General features: G+C 55.9%; 17 protein-coding genes and 1 pseudogene. 12 read left to right on the top strand and 6 right to left on the bottom strand.

Features of this window, described 5'->3' with window-relative positions; all coding sequences use genetic code 11:
- Positions 1-118: 118 nt before the first annotated feature.
- The 3 genes and pseudogenes from gucD (at position 119) to ACHHV8_RS32165 (ending at position 3,840) form a co-directional block, all read left to right on the top strand.
- Positions 119-1,577, top strand: a pseudogene (gene gucD / locus ACHHV8_RS32175) (alpha-ketoglutaric semialdehyde dehydrogenase GucD).
- 231 nt (positions 1,578-1,808) lie between these two features.
- Positions 1,809-2,609, top strand: coding sequence for a dihydrodipicolinate synthase family protein (locus ACHHV8_RS32170; RefSeq protein ID WP_395163257.1), 801 nt, complete (start codon positions 1,809-1,811; stop codon positions 2,607-2,609).
- A 61-nt stretch (positions 2,610-2,670) separates the two neighbouring features.
- Positions 2,671-3,840: a mandelate racemase/muconate lactonizing enzyme family protein gene (locus ACHHV8_RS32165; protein WP_395163256.1), complete on the top strand. Its 1,170-nt coding sequence runs from the start codon at positions 2,671-2,673 to the stop codon at positions 3,838-3,840.
- Between the two features lie 565 nt (positions 3,841-4,405).
- On the opposite strand, the gene ACHHV8_RS32160 is transcribed toward ACHHV8_RS32165, so the two are convergent.
- From ACHHV8_RS32160 to ACHHV8_RS32150, 3 genes are all read right to left on the bottom strand, one after another.
- Positions 4,406-5,668 carry a hypothetical protein gene (locus ACHHV8_RS32160; RefSeq protein WP_395163255.1) on the bottom strand — a complete coding sequence of 421 codons (1,263 nt, stop codon included), beginning with the start codon at positions 5,666-5,668 and terminating at the stop codon, positions 4,406-4,408.
- A gap of 134 nt (positions 5,669-5,802) precedes the next feature.
- Positions 5,803-6,417: a helix-turn-helix domain-containing protein gene (locus tag ACHHV8_RS32155; protein WP_395163254.1), complete on the bottom strand. Its 615-nt coding sequence runs from the start codon at positions 6,415-6,417 to the stop codon at positions 5,803-5,805.
- Entirely contained in the window at positions 6,302-6,799 is a 498-nt protein-coding gene (locus tag ACHHV8_RS32150) for an AraC family ligand binding domain-containing protein (protein WP_395163253.1), read from the bottom strand. Before ACHHV8_RS32150 ends, ACHHV8_RS32155 begins: the two co-directional genes overlap by 116 nt.
- A 161-nt stretch (positions 6,800-6,960) precedes the next feature.
- Between ACHHV8_RS32150 and ACHHV8_RS32145 the strand changes: the two genes are divergently transcribed.
- From ACHHV8_RS32145 to ACHHV8_RS32115, 7 genes are all read left to right on the top strand, one after another.
- Positions 6,961-8,772, top strand: coding sequence for a cache domain-containing sensor histidine kinase (locus ACHHV8_RS32145; RefSeq protein WP_395163252.1), 1,812 nt, complete (start codon positions 6,961-6,963; stop codon positions 8,770-8,772).
- Complete coding sequence (locus tag ACHHV8_RS32140) at positions 8,747-10,327, top strand: response regulator transcription factor (RefSeq protein ID WP_395163251.1); 1,581 nt, start codon at positions 8,747-8,749, stop codon at positions 10,325-10,327. Before ACHHV8_RS32145 ends, ACHHV8_RS32140 begins: the two co-directional genes overlap by 26 nt.
- An 81-nt stretch (positions 10,328-10,408) precedes the next feature.
- Positions 10,409-10,678: a hypothetical protein gene (locus ACHHV8_RS32135; RefSeq protein ID WP_395163250.1), complete on the top strand. Its 270-nt coding sequence runs from the start codon at positions 10,409-10,411 to the stop codon at positions 10,676-10,678.
- Positions 10,596-11,759: an ABC transporter substrate-binding protein gene (locus ACHHV8_RS32130; RefSeq protein ID WP_395163685.1), complete on the top strand. Its 1,164-nt coding sequence runs from the start codon at positions 10,596-10,598 to the stop codon at positions 11,757-11,759. Before ACHHV8_RS32135 ends, ACHHV8_RS32130 begins: the two co-directional genes overlap by 83 nt.
- Before the next feature lie 117 nt (positions 11,760-11,876).
- Positions 11,877-12,755, top strand: coding sequence for a carbohydrate ABC transporter permease (locus tag ACHHV8_RS32125; protein WP_395163249.1), 879 nt, complete (start codon positions 11,877-11,879; stop codon positions 12,753-12,755).
- A 21-nt stretch (positions 12,756-12,776) separates the two neighbouring features.
- Positions 12,777-13,664 (top strand): carbohydrate ABC transporter permease, encoded by an 888-nt coding sequence (locus ACHHV8_RS32120; RefSeq protein ID WP_395163248.1) that lies wholly within the window; start codon positions 12,777-12,779, stop codon positions 13,662-13,664.
- A gap of 150 nt (positions 13,665-13,814) precedes the next feature.
- Positions 13,815-14,012: a hypothetical protein gene (locus tag ACHHV8_RS32115; RefSeq protein ID WP_395163247.1), complete on the top strand. Its 198-nt coding sequence runs from the start codon at positions 13,815-13,817 to the stop codon at positions 14,010-14,012.
- 44 nt (positions 14,013-14,056) lie between these two features.
- Here the strand turns inward: ACHHV8_RS32115 and ACHHV8_RS32110 are convergent, their stop codons facing one another.
- From ACHHV8_RS32110 to ACHHV8_RS32100, 3 genes are all read right to left on the bottom strand, one after another.
- A complete protein-coding gene (locus ACHHV8_RS32110; RefSeq protein ID WP_395163246.1) occupies positions 14,057-14,596 on the bottom strand; it encodes a hypothetical protein in 540 nt (179 codons plus the stop codon).
- A complete protein-coding gene (locus ACHHV8_RS32105; RefSeq protein ID WP_395163245.1) occupies positions 14,593-15,081 on the bottom strand; it encodes a hypothetical protein in 489 nt (162 codons plus the stop codon). Before ACHHV8_RS32105 ends, ACHHV8_RS32110 begins: the two co-directional genes overlap by 4 nt.
- 114 nt (positions 15,082-15,195) lie before the next feature.
- Complete coding sequence (locus ACHHV8_RS32100; RefSeq protein WP_395163244.1) at positions 15,196-16,086, bottom strand: AraC family transcriptional regulator; 891 nt, start codon at positions 16,084-16,086, stop codon at positions 15,196-15,198.
- 240 nt (positions 16,087-16,326) lie between these two features.
- Here ACHHV8_RS32100 and ACHHV8_RS32095 point away from each other — a divergent pair, with 240 nt between their 5' ends.
- Positions 16,327-18,120 carry a glycoside hydrolase family 36 protein gene (locus tag ACHHV8_RS32095; protein ID WP_395163243.1) on the top strand — a complete coding sequence of 598 codons (1,794 nt, stop codon included), beginning with the start codon at positions 16,327-16,329 and terminating at the stop codon, positions 18,118-18,120.
- Positions 18,121-18,222: 102 nt separating this feature from the next.
- The gene (locus ACHHV8_RS32090) at positions 18,223-18,990 is read left to right on the top strand and encodes a sugar phosphate isomerase/epimerase family protein (RefSeq protein ID WP_395163242.1); all 768 of its coding nucleotides are present in this window, start codon (positions 18,223-18,225) and stop codon (positions 18,988-18,990) included.
- The last annotated feature ends 373 nt before the right edge of the window (positions 18,991-19,363 follow it).

Raw genomic sequence — 19,363 nt, 5'->3', positions numbered from 1 at the left:
ATTTTGGGTTGACGTCTTGGGCAATTTATGCCAATATCTGATATATCAGATATTAAATATTACTATCGGCGGCGACAAATTTTTTGGCAAATGATAAGGGATAAGGATGTGAATTGGAATGGGCTTTCAGCCAGGGGAAACGATCTACAACTATATTAACGGCGAATGGACGGCAGCCTCTTCATCCGAGCCGGATGCCAGCATCAACCCGGCTCATCCGTCCGAGGTTGTCGGCTGGGTGCAGCGCTCCGGCCGTCAGGAGCTGGACGCAGCGGCGGCTGCGGCTGCACAGGCGCAGAAGGCTTGGCGGAAGCTGTCCGGTCCAGGCCCGCGGGGAGTACTTGTACAAGGCCGCCGAGCTGCTGGAGCAGCGGCTGGACGACATTGCCGAGACGATGACCCGGGAGATGGGCAAAACCTTCCCGGAAGCGAAAGGCGAGACGGCGCGCGGCGTTGCGATTCTGCGCTATTATGCAGGCGAGGGCATGCGCAAGACCGGCGACGTGATCCCGTCGACCGATAGCGAAGCGCTGATGTTCACGACGCGCGTTCCGCTCGGCGTGGTCGGAGTCATTACCCCGTGGAATTTCCCGGTGGCCATTCCGGTCTGGAAAATGGCGCCGGCGCTCATTTACGGGAATGCGGTCATCCTGAAGCCGGCCGGCGAAGCGGCGGTGACGGCGGCGAAGGTAATCGCCTGCTTCCATGATGCCGGGTTTCCGGCGGGCGTCGTCAATATGGTAACAGGGCCGGGCAGCGTGATCGGCCAAGGCATCATTGACCATCCCCAGATCCAGGCGATTACTTTTACCGGCTCGAACACGGTCGGCAAACGGGTTGCCCAGGGAGCGATCGCCCGCGGAGCGAAGTATCAGCTGGAGATGGGCGGCAAAAATCCGGTCATCGTAGCGGACGACGCCGATCTGGAGCAGGCGGTTGAAGCGACAATCAGCGGCGGTCTCCGCTCGACCGGGCAAAAGTGCACGGCGACCAGCCGCGTCATTGTGCAGAGCGGTATTTATGACGCGTTCAAGCAGCGGCTGCTGGAGCGGCTTTCGTCGCTGAAGGTGGGCGACGGCATGGAGGCCGGCACATGGATGGGGCCGTGCGCCAGCGAGGGCCAGCTGGAGACGGTGCTTTCCTACATCGGCCAAGGATTGAAGGAGGGCGCAGTGCTGCTGCACGGCGGCGGCAGGCCGCAAGGATTGGATGGAGGCTTCTATGTAGAGCCGACGGTATTCGAGAACGTCCGGCCTGAGATGACGATAGCCAGAGAAGAGATCTTTGGACCGGTGCTTGCGCTGATGAAGGTCGATACCTTGGAGGAGGCTCTGGCCATGGCTAACGATACGGAATTCGGCCTCAGCGCATCCATTTTTACGAAGAGCATCGGCAGTACGCTCGCCTTTATAAACGAAATGGAGGCCGGGCTGGTGCGCATCAATGCGGAGAGCGCAGGCGTGGAGCTGCAGGCGCCGTTCGGCGGGATGAAGCAGTCGAGCTCCCACTCCCGCGAGCAGGGCCAGGCTGCGATTGAATTTTTCACATCGATTAAAACGGTATTTGTAAAGCCTTAAGATCAGGAGGACACCGCGGGCCGGTGATCCTGTCTCCTATAGCAGGCTTGCACTCATCATCTGATATTCATTTTTGCAAAACGGAAACAAAGATTAAGCAACTCAGCATAGTTATGAAAGGCGGCTGCGGCATGTTCGAACAGATCAAAGCGAAGCTCAAAGGGATTAACGCGATTAACGTAACCCCCTTTGACGATCGGCTTGGCATCGATTGGCCTTCTCTGGAGGCCAATGTCAATTTTTTGTTCGGACCGCGGCATTCAAGCGGTTTACCCCTGCGGCAATACAGGTGAATTTTATGCGCTGACGGTGGAAGAGGCGAAGCAGGTGACGACCTTTGTCACCGGTGTGGCTGCCAAACGCAGCCTCGTTATTGCGGGCGTCGGATATGATGCGCAAACGGCCTGCGACCTGGCGCGTCATGCGGAGTCCTGCGGAGCGGACGGTATCATGGTGCATCAGCCGATCCATCCGTATCTGCTGCCGGACGGGCTGATTTCGTATTATCGGCAAATCGCCGAAGCGACCTCGCTGCCGGTGCTGTTATATATCCGCAGCGAGCAGGTGACGCTGGAGGTCATCCGCGAGACGGCCAAGCTGCCGAACGTGGTCGGCGTGAAGTATGCGGTGAACCATCTGCCGTCCTTTAGCAGGGCTGTTCAGTCGGTGGAGGACGATCTGGTCTGGATTTGCGGCACGGCGGAGCTGTGGGCGCCCTATTTCTTCGCTGCCGGAGCCGAGGGCTTTACCTCGGGGATGGTTAATGTGGAAACGCAGCGTCCGTTTGAGCTGCTGAGAGCGCTGCAGGCGGGGGATTATCCGCGGGCGATGGCGATTTGGGGCGAAGTGGTACCGTTTGAGGAGCTGCGCGCCAAGTATAATAACGGCAACAATGTTAGTGTCGTGAAGGAAGCGATGTTTCAGCTTGGCTTGATCGCAACGAATGCGGTCAGACCGCCTATCGCTCTGCTGACGGAAGAGGAGCGGGAGCTGGTGGGACGTATTTTGCGGTCGTGGGGAGCGCAGTCCTGAGCTGAAGGGCGGCAGGGGTAAGCTTGAACCGAATATGAGCTTGATGGAGGAGAGATCGAGGATGAAAATATCGAATTTGCAGTTGACGGTTGTCGGTATTCCGCGGCATACAGGCTTTGTCAGTAAGCACGTTATCGTTGAAATCATGACAGATGAGGGCGTAACCGGAATCGGGGAAATGTCCGATTTCTCCCATTTACCGCATTACTCTTTGGATGTAGCCGATTTGACAGCTGTATTGAAAAACATCCTGATCGGCAAAAATCCGTACGATCTGTCTCTGATTAATAAAGAGCTGCTCAGCAACTTTCCCGAATCCATGTTCTACTATGAAAAAGGCAACTTTATCCGCAACGGCATCGATGCCGCTTTGCACGATCTGTGCGCCAAGTCGCTGAACATTTCCGTAGCCGACCTGATCGGAGGCCGTCTGCAGGAGAAAATCAAGGTATGCTATCCGATATTCCGGCACCGCTTCATGGAAGAAGTGGAGGAGAATGTGGAGATTGTCCGTCAGCGGTACCGCCAAGGCTTTGACGTGTTCCGTCTGTATGTCGGCAAAAATCTGGATGCGGATGAGGCTTTCCTTGATGCAGTTCAATCCGAGTTCGGCTCCAAGGTGACGATCAAGTCGCTCGATTTTAGCCATCTGCTCGATTGGAAGCAGGCTTGGCAGGCGGTTAAGCGGTTGTCTGCCTACAACTTTCAGATGGTGGAGAGTCCGGCGGTACAAAATGATTTTGAGGGGCTGCACCATTTCCGCCTGAAGGTCGACCATCCGGTCAGCGAGCATGTCTGGAGCTTCCGTCAGCAGTATGAGATGATCAAGCACGATTCCGTCGATATTTTCAATATTTCGCCTATCTTTATCGGGGGTATCACAAGCGCCCGCAAAGCTGCGGCGGCCGCCGAGGTCGCGGGAAAAGGCTGCCTGCTCGGAACGACGCAGGAGCTGTCGATCGGCACAGCGGCGATGGCCCATTTGGGCAGCTCGCTGACCAACCTGATCTATACGTCCGATCCGACCGGACCTGAACTCTACGTAGCCGACATTGTCCAGAATCCGGTGAAATACGAGAACGGCTATTTGATCGTGCCGGGCCGGGATGAGCTGGGGCTGGGCATGCAGCTCGACTGGGAGACCATTGAGAAGTATCGGGTGCCGGACCTGAGCTGGGGCAATGTGTCGGTACACCAGCTGCAGGACCGGACGGCCCAGACGAAGGCGTAAGGCTGGAGCTGTGGTGTACGGGGTAAAGGTTACCGGAATGTCATATAATATTTATACAAAGATGAACTTTTCCTTTACGTATGTATCATGATAATTTAAGAATATATAGAAACATATATCGCATAACGTATTATGGGTAACACTAAAAAAAGACCGTTAGGTGGTGGTGCACCTGACGGTCTGGATAACGAAAGCTGTGGACACCCACGGCGCGCAATCTTTCAAAACTCAAGCGAAAGCCACCGTATTAGGGGTCCAGACCTAACGACGGTGGTTTTTTTCGCTTGTTCAGCTTCCCTTTGACCCAGTTGAACAGCTTTCTACCGCTAAACCAAAGGCTTAAAATAGTTGCGACCCTCCAGGCCCGCGAATGCGAACGGGCTTGGAGGGTGCTTCTTTATTGCCATACAGCATCCGATGATAAAGGGGAGATGCCCGGTATCCGTCTTCAACTAGCGGAGCCTGAGCCCGGCTGGACAACGCGCTGATTTCTTGCCTCCAGCTTCCGATAGCCGCTTCCGCCGTTGCTCACCCAGCCTCTCACCCAGCCATTTACCCTAGCCGCTCAAGCCAGCTGCTCGTTCCACTGCTGCTGCGCCGCGCGGACCTCTTTCCAGAAATGCTCCAGCTCTTTCTTCGCAATTTCCCGCACAAAGCCGATGTCTTCCCCGATCAGCTCGGTCGACCATTTGCGCCCCAGATTCGCATGCACGACTTCATCGGCCCAGTCGTAATCCTGGAACTGGGCCATCAGCGGATGCTTCGCCTCGTCGCGGCAAAATTCATATTCCCCCGCTTTGCCGGGCCGCTTCATCGCCCCTTCTTCTATCCCGATGGAAAGCCATGTATACTGGGCTCCCGGAATTTTGGGGGCGTTCACGTCATAATCGGAGGTGTACTGTGGCCGGCTCATCCAATCGATGCCCTCCTCCTCCAGCGCGGCTTGGCCGAATAAGGCATGCCGCACCTCATCCCACAGATGCCGCGCCAGATCGCGGTAAAACTCCCATGGCATGTTTTTCTGCGAGTAAAGGACTCCTGCGATCAGCTCGGCGGCAGTCAATTCCTCCTGCCGTACCCGCATCTTGTCCAGAAGGGCGCGCTGCACCGGATCGGCCGGGGGCTGCGCTACGCTGGTCCGGGCCCAGGTCGTCGGCCCCATGCTCCGCGGGTCGCGGGCGGACTTAAGCGGCAGCTGGTAGGCCGTATGCGAGCGCAGGCGGTGCGGCAGCTCGGGCGATTTCGGCTGCGTCCCGTCAATGCCGCCCGCGGCGGCAAGCAGGGCGCTCAAATGCTTCTCGAACGGCATGGCGCCGTCCTGGCTGAGGCCAAGCTGCTCCAGGTGGACGATCATCTCTTCCCCCCACGCGAGCTGCTCCTCCAAATCGAGAATCAAGGTGCGGAGCAGGCGGATGGTGGGCTGGTCGACAATCTGCTGGGTTGTGCTCTTATGCCGTTTATAGACATCGAGCAGGGCCGGCTTGATAACACGGTAGATGCCAACCGCCAATTCGAGATCGCTGCCGGCGTGGATCAGCTCCTCCATCAGCAGCGACAGGGCGGCGTCCGGCTCGTGCTGAAGCACGGCGGAAGAAGTGCGCAGCTCCGTAATCCGTACCCGCAGCTGGTCCACGGCCTCGGCATCCTCATACAAATGCTTGGCGAGGCCGACCTTCAGATCCCAATTCTCTCTGGCAGGCAGATGCCCTGCGGAGATCCGAAGAAGCGACTCGTGAATAAAACGGTAGCGCTGAAGCACCTTGGCATTGTGCTCCACACTGTATTGTCCTAACGCATACGGATTGGCGATACCGGCATAGCTTAACATAAACATTCCCCCTGGATTGAGATGGCGAAGCAACCGATTAGCTATATTATTACAGCATCCTGGCCCCCCCTCAATGAATGGAAGCGGTGGAATGGTGGACAGATTTGATATAGTCATCACGCACCGTTTAGGGCTTAGGTGAAATAATGATTTAACGGATAGGCAGCCTGGTAGGCATCGGTCGGAGCGAGATGACGGGCTCTCGGGTCGGCGAAACGCCGACGGTATTGAGAGGCGGTCATGCCCTTGAGCTTCGTGAAGCACCGGGAAAAATAGTGCTCGTCCTGGAAGCCCGTCTCATAGGCGATCTGCTTGATCGCCGCTTCGGTCTGTACGAGCAGCTGGCCGGCTCTCTCGATGCGCCGCTGCAGGATTGCCTGCTGCGGCGTCATCCCCAGGTGCCGGCTGAACATCCGGGTGAAATGCTCGTGCGTCCACCCTGTATGCTCCGCAATGGCAGGGATGGACAGCGGCCGATGCAGGTGCCGGTCGATGTATTGCAGCGCTTGGGCGATTTGCAGCGGCAGGGCTTCGGGCGGGAGCCCGGGTTCCCCCGATATCACGGAGAAGGCCCGCAACCGTGCCTCGTGAAAAGCTCCGTTCGCCTCCGTCCCCGGCGCATCGGTTAAAGCTTCAGCGGAAATGGGCGGCAGCGTGTCCCATTCCGCCAGGATGGAGTTCAGGTGGGCGCTTGTCCGCCGCCGCCATCCCCCCGGCTTGAAGGCGGTCAGGTGCAGAATGTGCTTCATCAGCGAAGGAAGCAGCGGGACGCACATGACAGGCAGATAGGGGGAATAGGAAGGAAGACCGGCGAATCGGACCGCCGCCGGTTTCCGGTACCGAGCCCTGCATGACGAAGTGAATGAACAGATGCCGCGTAGGTTTTTTTTCATCGAAGATATAGGTGTGCTCCTGCCCCGGGCAGGTCAGGACAAAGCAAGGCTCATCCAGCTTGTAGCTCCGGCCGTCTGCCAAACGGTACTGGGTGTCCGATCCTATGGGAAAATAGACGAGCTCGTAGTCGTTTAAATGACGGGGTCCGAGCGTCCATCCCGCCTTTACGGTAAAGTCGCCCGCCATGACGACAGCAGGCGTCTTGGCAGCCATAGGGTACTCTTTGTCGCTGCACATCAGTTCTTTCCCCTTCCAGTCGTTCTCAGCTCAATAAACTATCTTTAGTTTATCATGAATGCGCATTCATCCCAATTGAAAGCATAGAAGGGATTTTCTGGGCGTATAACGAATACATCATCTCAATTCCACGTTGACTCTAAACAAAGAGGAGGGATAGGATGGCAGGCTTTAAAAGCATTCGCTTTACCCGGTATGCCGGTCCTTGGTACAACCGCATTCACTCGATTGCCGTCCAGCTGTTTCTATTGTTTTTTATCAGCATCATCGTGCCGGTTCTGATAGGCGGATATATTTCCTACGAGAAATCCGCAAGGATGATCGAAGAGCAGGTCAGCAATGTGGCCTCCCTCACGATTAAGCAGGTCAGCGACAAGCTGAATTTTATTTTCAAAGGCCTGGATAATACATCGATGCGTTTGTTGAGCAATCAATCGATTCATGAAGCGCTGAAAGGGGATGACGATGCCGCTTTTGCGATCAAGAAGAACAAGACGGCCAAAGATTTTATTCTCTCCCTCATTATGAATTCCCCGGAAATTATGGACATTTATATCCTCGATATTAACAAAAAAAATTCCGTCGTCAGCTCCGACTTTCAAGGCGTTATCAATCCTTGGGAAGCGGACTGGTACAAGCAGGTCGTCAAGGCCGACGGGCGAACCGTCTGGTTCGGGCTGACGAATATTTCCTACCTGAAAGGAACCGATATGGGCATTCCCGTATTCGGATTGGGCAGGCTGGTCAAGGATGTCGACACGGGCAAATCGATAGGCGTGATGTTTATCGAGGTCAGAGGCAAGGTGCTGACGGATGCGCTCGCCGATATCCAGTTCGGTCAGACCGGCAACACGTTTGTCGTCGATCAGAACAACCGGCTTTCGTACCATAACGACCCGGCTCTATTCGGCAAGCCGTCCGACCTGATCCTGCCGGCTCATACCCAGGTGATGAAGCGGGACGGGCAGGACATGCTGGTCATCCCTGCTGCGCTCGACAACGATTGGCGGGTCGCAGGTGTTGTTCCGATCCAAGAGCTGGTGGCCGATTCGATCGAAATCCGCGACCTGACCGTTTGGATTGCGCTGGCCTCGGTGCTGGTGGCCGTCGTGATGGGGTACTATGTAGCCCACCGGATCGGCAGACCGCTCGTCCATCTCAGCAAGCTGATGAAAAAGAGCGAGGCCGGCGATTTAACCGTACGGGCCAGCATGGTCGGACGCAACGAAATCGGGCAGCTCGGCCAAAGCTTTAACAAGATGATCCGCCAGATCGACGTGCTCATTCACCGGATCGCGGAGGAGGAGGCGGAGAAGAAGAAGGCGGAAATCCGCGCGCTGCGCTATCAGATTAACCCGCATTTTCTGTACAATACGCTCAATTCGATCCGGTGGATGGCTAAGCTGCAGCGGACGGAGGATGTCGCGAATGCGATTTCGGCACTCGTTTATTTGCTGGAGGCCAGCCTGGAGCGAAGCGGCTCCTTTGTTCCGTTGGGAGAGGAGCTCGACTTGTTGGAGAAATACATGATTATTCAGCAGTTTCGCTACAATGACGGGATTACGCTCGATGTCCGGTGTCCGCCGGAGCTGAAGGAGCTGCCGATTCCGAGAATGCTGCTGCAGCCGATCGTCGAGAACGCCATCTTCCATGGCATTGCTCCGAAGGAGGATAACGGTCTTATTCAGGTCAGCGTGCAGAGGGACGGCCCGAACGCCGTAATTGATATCCGGGACGACGGGATCGGCATCGAGGCGCACAAAATACCGCAGCTGCTGGCGGGGCAAGGCCGTACGAGCAAGAGCGGAATGACCCGCATCGGCCTGCTGCATGTGCATCAAACGCTTCAGCTGTATTACGGCAATCCGTACGGCGTACAGGTGAGCAGCAGCGAACAGCAGGGAACACATGTGAGATTGACGTTTCCAATGAACAGGGGGGATGAGCATGTACAGAGTGCTGTTGGTAGATGATGAGCCGCTGGCGCGTATCGGGGTGAAATCGACATTCGATTGGGAAGCTAACGGATTGACGGTGGTGGGAGAAGAGTCGAACGGAAGAAAAGCGATGAGATGGATCGAACGCGACGAGGTGGATATTCTCATTACGGATATTGCGATGCCGGTGATGGACGGTCTGGAGCTGATGCGCAGGGCGCGGGAGCGCTGTCCCCGGATCAAGGTCATTCTGCTCAGCTGCCACAGCGACTTTGAATATGTGAGGGAAGGGGTGCGGCTCGGCGCCTCCGATTATTTGCTGAAGCCGACGCTGGAGCCAGCCGATCTTGAAAATGTGCTGGGCAAGGTCAAGCTGGAGCTGGCCGAGGAGCGCAAGCGCAATGAGCTGTACACCAGGCAGGAGCTATCGGATAAACGGCAGGAGCTCGAAAAATCGCTTATGAAGCTGATGGCCGGCGAAGCCGCAGGGATGGATTGGGGGCTTGAACTGCCCTGGACGGCATCCGGCTACCGTGTTGCCGTAAGTCTGCTGGACGGAGCCGACAAGCTGCTGGCGGAGGAAGGGGGTATTTTTCTGGAAATCGTGATCGATGAGACTCAGGAATGCGCCTACGATTTCCTGGAGCAGGGCATTGCTTTCCGCGCTCATATGGACCAGCTGCTGCTGCTGCTGCCGGCTCCGGAGAGGGCTTCATTGGAATCGGAGGAGCGGCTGCGAAGCCTTCAGACGCTGCTGAAGGACAAGGGCCGTTCCTTCACGCTGGGCGTCAGTACGGTATACTCGGGCGTGGAGCATTTGAAGCAGGCATACCGGGAGGCGCGCGAGGCCGCGCAGCTGCGGTTTTATTACGGTCCTGGAACGATCCGCTTCGCTGAAGAGAACCCTGAGTATGTGACTCCCCGCAAGGAAGCGGCCGGGTGGAAGCATGCTATGAAGAATGCGATCCAGGAAGGCTTCAGGGAAAATGCGGCGAACGTTCTGGAGCATGTCGCCCAGCAGTGGACCGTCCAGCAGCGCAGCCCTTCGGAGGTGGTGCGGGAGGCGCAGGAGGTACTTGCTTTGTTCCGGCTGTGCCGCCCCGGCCTTTACATGTCACTGGAGCAAACGGAGGCTTTGCGTACGATGGAGACGCTGGAGGAGCTGCGACGTCTGCTGCGTTCGGCTTTCGAGCAGCTGTGGCACAAGGAGAGCGGCGCAGCGGAGGAAACCGGTCTGCATCAGCGCATTATCGAGAGCGCCATCGACTATATGAAAGGCAACTTTACGCAGAATATCAGCCTGCAGGATGTGGCCGACCACGTGGCGGTGAGCAAAAACTATTTCAGCGAAATGTTCAAGCGTGTGACCGGCCAGAACTTTATCGATTATTTGATCCATCTGCGTCTGAAGCGTGCCCGTGTGCTGCTGACTACCACGACGCTGAAGGTGTATGAGGTAGCGGAGAAATCGGGGTTCAACGATGTGAAGTATTTCAGTAAGCTGTTCCGCAAAGTACTGAAAATGTCACCGGCCGAGTTCAGGGAAAAGGGTATTTTCGAATTCGGAAAACATGACACCATTCAGGAATAAAAGCGGTTACATCCACAAATTTCGCATTTTATAATGAAAACGTAATTCGTGTTCGATTCCAAATCGAAAGGGATGAGCCTAATGAAAATGAGAACAAGGGTGTCGTTAACCGCGCTTACAGTTGTAATCGGTATCATGCCGTTGATGGCATGCAGCAGCGGAGGGCAGGGAGAAGCGCAAGGAGGAACGGGAGAAGGTGCGGCTCCGGCGCCAAAGCCCGGCGAGAAGGTCAAGCTGAAGTGGTCCGACCTGGGGCAATCCGGGGGAGCTGGGACGTTTTCAGGAATTTACGAAGGATTTCAACGCCAAGCATCCGAACATCGAAGTCGAGCTCATCCCGATCCCGAATGACAGCTACGAGCAAAAAATATTGACCCAGCTGAGCGGAGGCACGGCCCCGGATATTTTCTACTCCGGCGACGGCACGATCTCCAAGCTGATCGAGAACCAGACGGTGACGGAGCTGCTGCCGCTGATGCAAAGTCCTGACAGCAAAATCAAAGATACCGACGTCTTCGAGGGACTGTGGGGCGCCGCCAAGAAGGACGGCAAAATTTACGGCGTACCGGTAGACTGTAATCCGATTATTTTGTGGTATAACAAAAAGCTGCTCAAGGATGCCGGGGTCGCCGAAATGCCCGCGGATCTGTTCGAGAAAGGGCAATGGACCTGGGATGCGTTCAAAGATATGCTGACCAAGCTGCGCGCCGGAGGTAAGCACGGTTACGTGCTGGATAACGGCTGGGCAAGCTATTACAGCTTTATTTCGGGCAATGGCGGCAAGCCGTACAATGAGAAGGGCGAATTTGTCGCAGGCACCGATCCGAAGGCGAAGGAAGCCTACAAATTCCTGTACGATAATGTGCAGAGCAAAAATATAACGTTCGCGGGGACGCTGCCGAAAGGTCAGGGCGGCGACGCAATGTTCATGTCCAACCAGGTGGGATTCGTATCGGCGGGGCGCTGGTATCTCCCCATCTTCAAGCAGAACAAGGATCTTCAATTCGATATCGTTCCGTTTCCGACGAATACAGGGAAGAAAATCGAACCGGCAGGCGTAGCGACGGCCTACATGGTTTTAAATAAAAGCACGAAGCATCCGAAGGAGGCGTACCAGTTCTTAAGCGAGTTCGTCTCGAAGGAAGGGCAGATTTACCGGCTGCAAGGAGGCGGCAACGCGGTACCGGCGGTATCGGGCGCCGATCAGGTCGTGCTTGAGGGCAATTTGCCGGAGCATGCTAAATATTTCCTGGATACGCGCAACATCGGCTTTGCGCTGACGCCTTTCGAAGCGGGCGTTCCGGGATTGAGCAAAGTCATTACCGACGAGATGGAGACGCTCTGGCTGAAGGACGGCAAGCTGGACGATACCTTGAAGACGGTGACGGAGAAGGCGAATAAGAAAATCGCCGAGTACAAGGCCGGGAAATAAGCTGAGTCAATTGACGGCCATTGTGCTCTGCAGCTCAGCAAGGAGGATGCGGCGGGAAGGAGCCTGCACGGACGGGAGCCCTCCGCCGCTTCAAGCAGCCGGAAAGGATGTGAGCGTATGAACAAGCAATTGTCCGAGCGGCTTTGGGGGTTCGGGTTTATTTTGCCCCAGCTGGTAGGACTGACGATATTTGCTTTTATTCCGCTGGTCTCCGCATTCGCCTTAAGCATGATGAAATGGGACGGGTTCGGAGCGAAGCAGTTCGTCGGATTGGATAATTTTATCGGGCAGTTCCAAAGCCCGGACTTCAGACTTGCCTTATGGAATACCGCATGGTACACCCTGCTGGTCGTTCCTGCAGGCATTATCCTGGCCATTCTCGTGGCCGTAGCGCTGAATAAGGTGCGGGGCAAGGTAATTTACCGTCTGTTCTACTATATGCCCGTCGTGACCAGCTCCATTGCCGTGTCGATCGTATGGCTGTGGCTGCTGAATTCGGAATTCGGCATCATCAATGTGTATTTGATGCAGTGGTTCGGCATTCACGGGCCCGATTGGCTGACGAACCGCAGCCTCGTCATTCCGTCGATTGCGATGCTGAGCGTCTGGTGGGGACTCGGAGGCAATATGGTGCTGTTCCTGGCGGGGCTGCAGGGGATCTCGCCCAGCTACTATGAAGCCGCCCAGATGGACGGGGCGACGAAGTTCCGCCAGTTTTGGCATATTACGCTTCCGCTGCTGTCGCCGACAACCTTTTTCGCCACGATTATGTCCATTATCGGTTCCTTTCAGGTATTCGACCAGTCCTTCGTCATGACGGCCGGCGGCCCGGCCAAGGCCAGCTATACGATCGTTTATCACATTTATCAGCTGGCTTTTGTGGAATTTACGTTCGGCAAGAGCGCAGCGGCATCGGTGATCTTGTTTGTCATCATTTTGGCCTTGACCTTGTTCCAGATGCGCATGGCCAAGCGTTGGGTGCATTATGGAGAATGACCGGATCAGGAGGAGTCGATTATGGATGTGAATGTGAATGCCGCCAATAAGGCGGCCGTCAGCGTATGGAAAGCCGACCGGAGCGGGGGAAGCCCGGTAGCGACGGTGCTGCTGCACGTTGTACTGATTGCCGGGGCCATTGCCATGACCGGACCCTTTTTATGGATGGTGCTCAGCTCCCTGAAGCCCTTCTCTCAAATCTTCCTCATTCCGCCGAAGTGGATACCCGATCCTTGGGAATGGGGCAACTATAAGCGCTCTTGGGAAGCGCTGCCGTTCGGGCAGGCCTACTTTAACAGCTTTTATATCGCCGTCATTTCCGTAGCCGTGCAGCTGCTGACCTGCTCTATGGCGGCTTATGCCTTTGCCAAGATCCGCTTTCCGTTCCGCGAATCGTTATTCGTACTGTTCCTGGCTACGATGATGGTGCCCCATCAAGTGACGATCATTCCGCTCTATTTGATGATGAAGGCGATCGGCTGGCTGGATACGCATCTGGCGCTGATTGTTCCGGCCGCTTTGTTCAACGCCTTCGGCGTGTTTTTGCTCCGGCAGTTTATGAAGAGTATCCCTGATGAATTGGAAGAGGCGTCGATTATGGACGGAGCCAACCGCTGGACGATCTATTCGCGCATCATTCTTCCGCTGATCAGGCCTGCTCTTGCGGCGCTCGGCATCTTTACGTTTCTCGGCATGTGGAACAGCTTCTTCGGGCCACTGATCTTTCTGAACACGCCGGAAAAGTTCACGGTTCCGCTGCTGCTGAACCTGTTCAGGGGAATGTACATTACGGACTGGACGCTGATGATGGCGGGATCTGCCATTGCGGTCGTGCCCGTGCTGATCGTTTATATCCTAGGTCAGCGCTATATTATTGAAGGGGTGACCTTAACCGGGATCAAGGGTTAGGGGAAGCGCGGGTCTAATCGAACCTGCGTTTTTTTATGTGGCACCTATACAAGCGCTTTCATTCTGAAGGTATTTTATGCGCACGGGCTCTATATACATAAAGTATCCGAAAGGCGGCCATGAATTCATATTCAGAATGGGGTGACGCGGATGTTGAAGATCGGAGATCATGTGATTTTTGTTCGCGACGGGGCGCGGGGCATGATCATGGAGATCAACGAAAACCTGTACCATATTATTATATGGGAGGATCATTTTGCGAGCTGGGAGCGGGCCGATCTTCTGCGAAAGTTCATTAAAGAGGCCGGTCAGCTTCAGAGCCGTCCTCCCCAGGAAAAGGCTTGGTAAAGAGGATGGAGGGAAAATAAAATGACCTGGACGGGGCTGCCTCTTCAAAGGCGGCCCTGTCTTTGTTCCGGGCGGCCTGCCCGCAGCCCCTGGAGGGGATGATACCTTCGGACAAGCCGCAGCATGCCGATATTCAGGCTATACACCAGAACATAAGTGGGATATGAGTAAGCAAGCCGCCAGCTGTCATAGGTAAAGACGCGAAACGCGACCGATACTCTTTCCAGCCCGATCGTAACCAGGGCACAGGCAAGCACGTAGAAAACCGCTTTGCTCCCCCGCAGTCTCCAGCGGTCGTAGCCTTCCAGCATTAAATAGGCGGCGGGAGGATAAGTGATGATATAGAGGAACACATCAAAGTACTCATATTCGGAGTAGTCGTTGACTTGATACAGCTCGTAAGGAACTTTGCCGATAATAAAATCGGTCGTTTGCGCCAGATATATATTCAGCACCCAAATACAAACTACGGTGAACAGGCTGAACCGCTTGGGCAGCGCAAGCGAAACCGTCCAAACCAGCACGCTGGCCGCCACGATGAACCATTCATTGGAATCAAAAACCGCTGGAGGAAACAGGATCACAGCCCCGACACCTCCTCAGCACGCATCAAACGCTGCAGAAGCTTCAGGTAAGCCCAGGCGGCAAGCAGAATCAGCGCATACCGGAGTGCGGAGAAGAACGCGTTCCAATGCATGACGGCGATAAAGCCGGTAAATTTCATACCGGCGTCTACCGCTGTCATCAGCAGAAGCGGGATGAGTATCAAGCACAGCTTGGCGCCTGCTCCGTGCTTCCTGGAGAATAGAGGCTTCAGTCCCCACAGGAGAAGGATCGGCTGGACAAAAAGCCCTGGCAGCTTAAAGGCCCAAAAGGCCTGCAAGCCGAGAACCGGCTTTACATAATGAAGATTGAGCGATAGCACGGCAAAGGATTGCTGCATCAGGATCGTCCCAACGAAATATCCGTGCACCAGGATCAGGGGATGCATCCGTCTGTACAGCAGCATGAGGGAAGACAGACAGAGCATGCATATCGCAATTGAGATGAATAAATACACCGTTGGCATACGTCTATGTGCTCCCATAAGTTGGAATGAATAGGTGTAGTATACGAAAAGAACGGCGTATATATACGGCGGCGGGACTTTCCAGGCGCCTGCTTTGTCCTGAAGAGGGGAAAATTATCCATGCCTGCGGAAGCGGCTGCGGTAATGGGAAGGGGGTTCCCGCATCTGCTTCGTAAACTGCCGGGTGAAATAGTGCAGGGAGGAAAAGCCCAGCCTGCAGGCGATTTCGGTAACCGGCAGGTCGGTTTCCCTGAGGTATGCTTTGGCTTTATCGAGCTTCGCTCGCAGCTCATAGGCCTGGGGGCTGGTACCTGTCTGCCTGCGGAACAGCTCATACAAATAAGCGGTGCTGATGCCAAGGCGGCGGGCCCACGCTGCAATCGGTATGCGCTCCCCGCGAATTTCCCCAAGCCATTGAATTAGCTTGGCGATGCGCGGGTCGTAGAAATCGGGCGTCGGCTGCAGTAAATACCGGATATGAGGGATGAGGAAGGCCTCGAAGCGTGCCCGAAGTAAAATGTCCGTACCCGGGAACGGCTCGGGAAACAGCTCGATGACGGATAAAAAGGAATCTATCCACTCCGCATTCGGCGGGATACGGCTGCAGACGGGCAGAACGAAGCCCTCAGTGAACTGTACGCCTGCGGCACACAAGCTCCGGTCGGCGGTAAGATAATCGTACGTATTAAGCTGCCGGTCGCCTTTCTGCTTCGGAGTCGAGGGGGACAGCAGATCGACATAGACGGAGGCATGGATCATCGGCTCCTCCGAGTCTGCCTGAAAGGAATGAAGCGTTCCGGGCTCCATATAGAAAAGCTGCCGCGCTTCTGCCATGTAGGCTTCACCGTTCAAGGTCATCCGCCCGCGGCCTGAAACGATAAAAGTGAAAGTATGCACAAAGGCGAATCGGGTCGGGACGGCTTGTCCTGGCTTGAAGGGGTAGAACGAAGCGCCGACAACGCGGGAGCGCACTTCTGATAAAGAGACGGCTTGCTGCTGCAGCATAAGCATAGACACCTCCGCTGAAGGATCGGCCTATACGGCCTGCATGTAGACTATCATGGGCTTAACTACCGCCGCAAGCCCATTTTATCCTAGAATTGTGCAAATGGCGGACAATAAGCTAAATCCGTAATGCAGGTGAACTGTTATAATGAAGCCAATAAAATAAGCTCGGTGCGCAAAAGGGCCGGCCGACGTTGAAGCCGACTGTAATGCAAACTGAGCCGGAAGGAGCCTGCATAGATGGAACCTGGATATAGAGAACCGGCATGGCTGAAAAGCGCGGTCTCCGCCGTGCGCGGACAAGGCGGAGCCGAGCTTGGCAGGGTGCGCGTCGTCCCCTCTTGGAACGGAGGCACAGGCACATTTCGTGCGGTCAATGAGGGGGAGGCGCCCGCCGCCATTCAAGAGATCGTTCTCTGCCAAGGGGTTTGGCCCTACGGCGGTGAAACGGCTTTTTACGGTGAAGGCTACAGCATGCTCTCACAGTATGCGGGATCGCTCCGCGAGCCCCGGCTGATCGGCGCTTATGACGACCATAAGCATTATAAGCTGCCGGAGACGGACGGTTATTTTACCGCATATAACTATGTGCTGCTGTCTCCTCAGCCGGAGCGTCTGGTACTGATTGGCTTCACCTCCTGCCGCAGATTTACAGGCGAGCTTCGGCTTGCGGAAGGGCATTATGAAATCGTGCTCGACGGGGAAGGGCTGACGCTGGCGCCCGGAGAGAGCTGGGAGCTCGAGGAGCTGGCCGTGCTGGAGGGGAATGACAGGGAGACGCTGCTGGAGCGCTATGCCCAGCGGATTGAGACGCACCATCCCCGGCTGGTATCGCCGCACGGCGTGCCGACCGGCTGGTGCTCATGGTACTGCTTCGGGCCGGAGGTCACCGAACGGAATATTTTCGATAACCTGCATGAGATCGGGAGGCAGGCGCCGCAGCTGCGCTACATACAAATCGACGACGGCTACCAGGCGTATATGGGCGACTGGCTTGTGCCGGGACGCTCGTTCAGCGATATGGAGCGGCTGTGCCGCGGCATCCGGGCAGCGGGCTTCGAGCCGGCGATTTGGGTGGCGCCGTTTATTGCGCAGCGGGAGTCGGCGCTGTTCCGTTCGCATCCCGACTGGTTTATCCGGGATGAGGAGGAGCAGCCGCTGGCCTCGAACCGGATTTCGTTCGGCGGCTGGCGGCAGGGGCCGTGGTATATGCTCGACGGCACCCATCCCGGGGCACAGGATTATTTGCGCACTGTATTCAAGACGATGCGCGAGGCATGGGGCTGCCATTATTTCAAGCTGGACGCCAATATGTGGGGGGCGCTCCCGGGCGGCAGGCGCTATCGGTCCGATGCCACCAAGGTGGAGGCATACCGCATGGGTATGGCAGCGGTGCTGGACGGCGCGGGAGCGGATAGCTTCCTGCTCGGCTGCAACGCGCCGATGTGGCCCTCGCTCGGGACGGTGCACGGCATGCGGGTGACCGGCGATATTAGCCGCAAATGGCCAATTTTCAAAAAGCTGGCCGCCGAGGGCTTTTACCGCAGCTGGCAGCATCAGCGGCTGTGGGTGAACGATCCCGACTGCCTGGTGCTTGAGAACCGGGATATCAAGCTCGTCGATCCGGACGGAACGGTCCGGCGGGGCCCTTCCTCGATTACGCCGGAGGAGTTCGCCTTTCACGCCGCATACATCATTGCTTCCGGCGGCATGGTGCTCTCCGGCGACGATATATGCGCCCTGTCACCGGAGAGCCTTGCCGTCCTGCGGCGGGCGCTGACTGCTTCGAACCAAGCGGCACGGTTCGAGGACGACAGCTTTCGGATCGGCCGCGTGCAGGAGCCGGACCGCGAGCTGCTCTGTTTGTTCAATTGGGGAGACGAGCCCTCCACGCTCGAGGTTAAGCTTGCGGGGCCGTCACGGATCGAGGATTTTTGGCGCGGGGAGGCCTATGGCTTCTGCGATGGAGTGTTGTCGCTAGCGGACATGGCCCCGCATTCAGGCCGGGTGCTGGCTGTTTATACGAATTCGTGAAGCGTTTTCATAAAATGGATTGAAATCTGTTCCAAAAAGTAAGATGATAGGAAGGAAGACCTTAGCAGGCCTATCCATCATGGTCGATTGGAGAGATGAACAATGCAAATTGCAGCACAATTGTACACGCTGAGAGAACATTTGAAGACCCCTGAGGACATTGCCGCATCGCTGAAAAAAGTAAAACAAATCGGCTATAACGCGGTGCAGGTATCCGGTGTGGGGCCGATTGACAATCAGGCGCTGAAGGACTTGGCCGATCAGGAGCAATTAACGATCTGCGCAACGCATATTCCGTTCGCCGATCTGACGGACAAGCTTGACGAAGTCATTGAGAAGCATTTGCTGTGGAACTGCAAATATGTCGGTTTGGGAGGTCTTCCGCAGGAATACCGCACCAGCCGCGAAGGTTACGCCTCTTTTGCGAAGCAGGCGACCGACATCGGCCGGAGGCTGAAGGAAGCGGGACTTACGTTTATTTATCACAATCATGATTTTGAATTCGCGAAGTTTGACGGGAAGACCGGAATCGATATTTTGTTAGAGGAGACTGATCCGGCTGCCGTCGATTTCGAATTGGACGTGTACTGGGTGCAAGCCGCCGGCGGCGATCCGGCCGAATGGATCAAGAAGGTGGAAGGACGCATGAAGGTTGTCCATCTGAAAGATATGACCGTAACCGGCGCGCGTGAACCGAGATTTGCCGAGGTTGGCGAAGGTAACATGAGCTTTACCCGCATTCTGCAAGCCTGCGAGGACATCGGCGTGGAATGGGGGGCGGTAGAGCAGGATCAATGCTACGGCCGCGATCCGTTCGAGAGCCTGGCTATCAGCCTGCGGAACCTGCAAAGCAGAGGTTACGGCAACTAAGCCAAAGGACTTAGGCGGCTTTATTCTGCCTGTCGGGTAAATGCTTTCGCACTTATTCTATTTTATAGTTTAGTTGATGGAGTTTCTGCCTTGCGGAAGCGAGGGCAGGAGCTTAGTTGAAAAAGCAGGGGGCCTCCCGCACAGCACAGCTGGCGGGGAGGCTCCCTTTGTGTTTGTAAGACGCTGGTCATCACATAGGATGTCCGGATACTCGGTTTCCGGCGCAGCGTTCAAACCCGATATGACGGAGACCAAGCATAGTAGGCGGCCTACTTTTATTTGCTTCGGGATGATCAGCTCCATTGCTTATTAGTAGACTTGGCCGGAGGCGCCTGGTTTCTTTCACAGGTACGTCTATAGTTTGCTGCTGCCC

The sequence above is a fragment of the Paenibacillus sp. TAB_01 genome, assembly GCF_043945595.1.
In the GTDB taxonomy this organism is placed as follows: domain Bacteria; phylum Bacillota; class Bacilli; order Paenibacillales; family NBRC-103111; genus Paenibacillus_S.
This window is presented reverse-complemented; position numbering and strand designations above follow the sequence as displayed.